The sequence below is a fragment of the Anaerosporobacter faecicola genome (assembly GCF_012070565.1).
Lineage (GTDB): Bacteria > Bacillota > Clostridia > Lachnospirales > Lachnospiraceae > Anaerosporobacter > Anaerosporobacter faecicola.
The window spans coordinates 1-1,370 of record NZ_JAAQRO010000051.1; the positions used below are offsets into that span (position 1 = coordinate 1).

At 32.5% G+C, this 1,370-nt stretch carries 1 protein-coding gene; it reads right to left on the reverse strand.

The window, feature by feature from the left end; translation table 11 throughout:
* Positions 1-1,177, reverse strand: a 1,177-nt coding sequence (locus HBB17_RS19030) for an IS30 family transposase (protein ID WP_167959082.1), incomplete at its 3' end; no start/stop codon positions are given.
* Between the last annotated feature and the right edge of the window lie 193 nt (positions 1,178-1,370).

A 1,370-nucleotide genomic window follows, 5' to 3' on the forward strand; every position in this document is an offset into this window, starting at 1 on the left:
TATTCAGCTTCTTTCTTTTGTATGAATTGATATGGTTCATCATTAAATCTATGTCTTTCTGTTCCAATTGATCAAAGCTAGTACCTTTGGGAAGTATCCTACGTATCAATTCATGATTTACTTCAATGGCACCTTTTTGATATGGCTTACCTGCATCACAGTAAAATAAACGCGTTCTTCTTCCTGTTAGCTTATCACTGCTCTCTTCTATAGCCTTTGGATTAGAAAATTCACTTCCATTATCCGTAAGTATTACTGGAAATAATTCTTTAAATGTTCTTAATCCTAATACTTCATATATGTGTGCAAATATATCTGTCACCGACTTTGACGTATTTGCATCACGTATAAAAGCTAACATAAAGCTTGATTCTACGAAATGAATCGTTAAAAGACACTTTCCACTTTTATTACCTATCACTGAGTCCATCTGTACAATTGTTGTGTCTGGATTATCTTTCATATGCTTTTCAAATTCATCATAGCTTCGACCAACGCGGCAACTTTTATCTACCTTGAATTCTGCTTTCTTATATCGTTCACGAAACTTAACCTTTCTTGGTAGATCAATATTTCTGACATCAAACAGACAGGCATCAATGTAATTGTACATTGTTTTTTCACTGCACATTAATTCATCTCGATGTTGCATATAGATTTGATTTAATGATTGACCTTGTCTTACTAGTGGAGTTAATAACTGATTTAGTCTGCTTACTTCTTGTTCTGATACACATATACCGCTCCTTGATTGTGAAATTGTTTCAAATGCTTTTAAATGTGCTTTTTCCGCATCATAAAAGTTTTTTAACAAACTACATTTTCCTATTTTTTCACATCCATTACATATGTATGGAGCTTTGAATCTAGCGAAACAAACTTCTTCAACATAGTCAGTACAAGTGGTGTTACATACGTTACAATACTTGCAATAAAGTTTTCTTCGAACGCAGCTTTCCCCACATATATGTCTCTTGTTGCATGTTCTTCGGTTTTTACATGGATTAAATGGTTGTCCAGGATATCCACTTGCTATTTCTATACTATACTTGCGAACTTCTCTAGAGATTGTACTTGGATTCTTACCTAACTTGTGACTTATTTCTTTAAATGAAAGACCTTCTTTTAAAAATCTTTGCAACTCGAGTCTCTCTTCATATGTAAAAAACTTAGCCATGCTATCCTCCAATCTGCCGCCAACAGTATTAGCATAATAATTTATGAAAAAAAGAGCAAACAAAAAGATCAGTATATAGCATATATACCAATCTTTTGTAAACCGAAATGCAACTTATCTTATTCTAATTTATATTAACTTATTTCTACTTAGTTGGTATGAAATGTGTTGCGTTTAATTTTACAATTTACCT